The following is a 4,054-nucleotide window of genomic DNA, read 5'->3' on the forward strand; positions in this document are numbered from 1 at the left end:
TCAGTTTCGAAGTAAGAGATACCGTAAGCAAAGCCGTTGGTTGCACCTTGGAACTTAACTACGTTAAACGCATCTGATGCATCACCTGCAGAAGCACCGAACTCGTAAGTTGTGTCGCCAGCGCCGTCAACTTTATCTAGAGCTGTATCGTTCTCCCAACCGAAAGACGCGATGCCGTAACCGATATCAAAACCGATCCAAGCTTTATCAACGTGCGTTGCAGGGCCAGTATCGATGCCGTTAACCCAACCAGAAGTTGCTGCGTCAGCATTATCAACGTTGTTGTCTGTCGTGTAGTTAAGCATTAAGTCTGTTTCTACGTAAGCAACAACTCGGTTGTTACGGTAGTTAAGAGCCAGTGTTAGACCTGTCGCCCAATCATCGTAGAATGCTTTTGAACCTGTGTCGTAGTAACCACCAACACCGAAAGAACCAGATACAGAGAACTGATCTTTGTGCATTGGATTAAACGCGAACATTTCTTCGTTTTGGCTACTTTGGCTGCTTGTGTTTACAGCGAACGCAGAGCTAGAGATGCTTGCAATCGCAAGTGCAATTAGAGTTTTTTTCATGGTGACCACTACCTATATGTTGTGTTTGTTAAGTCTTTTATCAGCAAGACCTTTGGTGTGGCGCCATTCTTATTAAATTTCGTTTCACGAGGTACCGTAGATTTACGGCATTTCATAATTTCCCTGAATTTTATTTGAACTCTATATATACAACTCAGGTTATATTTGAATTCTAAAACTCAAGGTGAAAGCGATGTCCGTGCTGTTATCCATGTTACGGATGTTTTCAGTCATCAACGCTTCAATCATGACTGGTTGCAAGCGGTAGCGATAGCCAAGCACCACTTCGTTCGAAGGTTCTGAAAAGTCTGGATCGTTGGTCGCCCAACCATGATAGTTCAATGACTCAAGAACAACACTGTGGCGTAAATTGAACATGTACTCGTATCCGACAGCCCAACTAAAGCTGAAGTTTTCAAGCTCAGTTACGTATTTGTCGCCGTTACGATGGACTAAACCCAAAGTTGAAAAAACTCGATGCTGCGGAGTCATAAAGCTGTAATTGACCTGTACTCCTTGTTCGAAGCTTGAACGTGCGAATTCGCCATCTTTCACCTTGTTGTAGAACAATGAACCACCCACAGACAGTGAACTTGGGCCTTGCGAATACAGCAACAACTCGTTGTACCAAGTCACGGCGTTAGTCAGGTCATCTCCTTCAAAGTCCGATATCGAGATACCCGCCTTATGAAAATCCATGGTGAACTGGTCATTATCGACTTGGTCGCGACCATTTTGTCCGATACCAAATAGATCATGAAAACCCATCACAAAGCTGTCTAGACCATTATCTACTGCCGTTACTTTGCGATACTCCAACTCTGTTTTCCATACGGGAGATGCCTGCCATTTCAACGCTAGATGAGTCTGGTTTTGATAATAATCCAAAGCATAGTCACTGGTGTGAGCCCAAATACTTGCTTGTGTGTAGGAGGACTTAAACTCAAACGTCCCTGCCCTATTTGGCTCGGCACTCCTAAGTTGCGTCGACAACACATTAGAGTGAATGGGCGACTGAGCGTAGACAAACATCGGAGAGGAAACTGCATCAAAAGATAAGAACAAAGTGGGAGAAAGAGGAGCTAATAAAGTAATGAGATTTAGAGGCTTCATAACGATTACTGACTATAATAAAAACCGATGAATTGTCGTAAATTCCACCAATAATTTATGCAGTACATCTACTGCTTTGCAGCCATCCAGTTTTCTTATCTATCATTACATGTTATAAATTCGCAATTGAACAGTGTACATAATCACTAATTTTTACCCATTTAATCGTTACAGTAACACCCGGTAGACACATGGACACAATCAAAAAGAGCTTCGAACAACTTGTCATGGAGCAGTCATCAGCCCTGATCAACTGCGACCCTACTAACTTCAATCAAGCCTGGTCTGAAGCGGGGTTTGATGTTCTCGATTGGTTTGATATCGACAGGCTAACGCTTTTCCCAAACTCGATGGTCTGCCTAGAAGAGGGGAAGACTTGTTCGGTATCCAAAAAACATATCCCTCAAATCAATAAGATTCTGTTTGTTGGTGGTAATCATCTTGATTACCTAAAGCTACTGAAAACTTCAAAGACGTACCTGACCTTCAACGAGTATGAAATGCAGAACAGCGACAATTTTGTGTTGCAGCAGCTCTACCGAGAAGGGGGAAGATGGCACTGCATTATCCCGCTACAACTGTTTGGTCAGCGCTGGGGAGCGCTGTCGTTTAGCAACTTTCACGAGCCATCAAGACAGCTTGCGAAAGAAGACATTCAACGCCTTAAGTTGATATGTGAAATTTGGCTCTGTTATTGGCAACACTCAACGCTAGCGCGCTCACTGAAACAGAGCGAAACCTGCCTTCAAGACGACAGTGATAAGCTGTTGCTGTTATCAAAGAAGCAGTCTCGAGTACTGGCGTTGATCGCCCAAGGCAATAGCGCAAGAGAGTGCGCAGAAAAACTTCACCTGAGCCCAAGAACCATTGAATCACATAAGTACCGAATGCTCGGGCTACTTGGGCTAGATAACCATATTGAGTTGACTCAGTTCGCACTGAGAAACGGACTTGGGATTGCTGAAAACTCCAACGCTATTCGTTAGGGCCTTCAACCTCGGCGAGCGCAAACTTAATCTCATCAGAAGAAAAACCTTTACGAGTGAGCATGGCGTAGGCCTTTGCTCGCTCTTTATGATCACTCACATCATAAGATTTCTTTTGCAGTTGCTCTAAACAGCTTGAATAGAAATCTAATTGCTCCTCATTGATCAACCTGTCGACAAGTTCAGTGATGCCGTTGGTATCTATTTGTCGCTGTTTTAGCTCTTGCTTGATCGCTGTGAGACCTTTGCCTTTTCGAGCGTATTTCAAGACCTCTTTTTCTAAATCCACCTTTTCTGCCTTTATCTGAATGTTGGTTTTCAGGTTTGAGCTACTTGGGTGCTGATCGATAGCGATCTTAACTTGTTGATAGCTAAATCCACGCTTCTGTAAGGTAGAAACCAACTTCTCACGACTCATATTGAAGTCATTGTAGTAGTTGTTAATTCGATCATTGAGAAGCGATTGTTCGTCAATATTCTTGTCACTTTTAACCTTATGGATCGCATCGTAGATATCGGAGTCTTTCAGGCCTTTCTTCTTAAGCTTTTCAACAATATACGCGGAGCCGAACTCGCCAAAAAACGACTGCTCAACAAACTGCTCAGCGAAGTCTTGGTTTGATTTTAGATACCCAAAGTCACGCAACCGTTGAAGCACCTCGTCGATCCACTCTTGGTTGTCTGTTTTAACCTTCAACTTTGAGACAAGCTCATGCTCTGTCATGTCTCGCTGAGTAAGATGCCACATCGCAGAGTTCATAACACTCTCAATGCGTGTCGCTTTTCTGATTCGAGTTTTTTGCTCTGGATTATCCATGTCACTATTCTTCACTAATTCAGTCTGTGGCTATCATACCCGAATTATTTGGCTTAACAGTCATTTATCGCTTAGCACTTACACGCTAAAAAAATAGACGCCTACTTAGGCGTCTATTAATCAGTCTATTTTGCAGCCACTCTATTTAGTTTTGCTCGTGATTGTAAATATGCACATCGCGTTGAGGGAATGGAATAGTAATGCCTTCCTCATCGAATCGTTTCTTAACGGTTTCTGTCACATCCCAATACACATCCCAGTAATCGTCGGTTTTCACCCAAGGCCTAACCACAAAGTCCACTGAAGAGGTATTGAGTGTGTGCAGCTTGATCATGTGCTCTGGTTTTTTCAGCACTTTAGGATGATTGATGATGATGTCATTCAATACCGACTTCGCTTTGTCGATATCGTCGGAATAGCCAATACCGAAGACCATGTCCACACGACGCACACGCTCCGCTGTAATATTGTTAATCACATCGCCCCAAATTTTGTTGTTTGGAATCACTAGCCGTTGGTTATCAATGGTCTGCACCGTGGTCGACACCAAACTCATGTCTTTTACT

The 4,054-nt window shown here is 43.3% G+C and carries 4 protein-coding genes and 1 pseudogene; 1 reads left to right on the plus strand and 4 read right to left on the minus strand.

The features are described from left to right. Window positions 1–572 (minus strand): annotated as a pseudogene (locus tag KI743_RS23510) (porin); the annotation flags it as partial. A 159-nt stretch (window positions 573–731) separates the two neighbouring features. Then, a complete protein-coding gene (locus KI743_RS23515) occupies window positions 732–1,604 on the minus strand; it encodes a DUF3187 family protein (protein WP_285468488.1) in 873 nt (290 codons plus the stop codon). A 272-nt stretch (window positions 1,605–1,876) separates the two neighbouring features. Between KI743_RS23515 and KI743_RS23520 the strand changes: the two genes are divergently transcribed. Next, complete coding sequence (locus KI743_RS23520; protein WP_032550418.1) at window positions 1,877–2,671, plus strand: response regulator transcription factor; 795 nt, start codon at window positions 1,877–1,879, stop codon at window positions 2,669–2,671. Here the strand turns inward: KI743_RS23520 and KI743_RS23525 are convergent. Next, window positions 2,661–3,488 carry a RecX family transcriptional regulator gene (locus KI743_RS23525; RefSeq protein WP_285468485.1) on the minus strand — a complete coding sequence of 276 codons (828 nt, stop codon included), beginning with the start codon at window positions 3,486–3,488 and terminating at the stop codon, window positions 2,661–2,663. The genes KI743_RS23520 and KI743_RS23525 overlap by 11 nt on opposite strands. Before the next feature lie 145 nt (window positions 3,489–3,633). Next, a partial coding sequence (locus tag KI743_RS23530; protein ID WP_285468486.1) for a mechanosensitive ion channel family protein occupies window positions 3,634–4,054 on the minus strand: 421 nt, incomplete at its 5' end.

The organism is Vibrio sp. D420a, assembly GCF_030248625.1.
Lineage (GTDB): Bacteria > Pseudomonadota > Gammaproteobacteria > Enterobacterales > Vibrionaceae > Vibrio > Vibrio fortis_A.

Bases quoted from the DNA above. Each gene is read 5' to 3' on its own strand.
- KI743_RS23515 (WP_285468488.1), bottom strand. From the start codon at position 1,604: ATGTTTGTCTACGCTCAGTCGCCCATTCACTCTAATGTGTTGTCGACG.
- KI743_RS23520 (WP_032550418.1), top strand. From the start codon at position 1,877: ATGGACACAATCAAAAAGAGCTTCGAACAACTTGTCATGGAGCAGTCA.
- KI743_RS23525 (WP_285468485.1), bottom strand. From the start codon at position 3,488: ATGGATAATCCAGAGCAAAAAACTCGAATCAGAAAAGCGACACGCATT.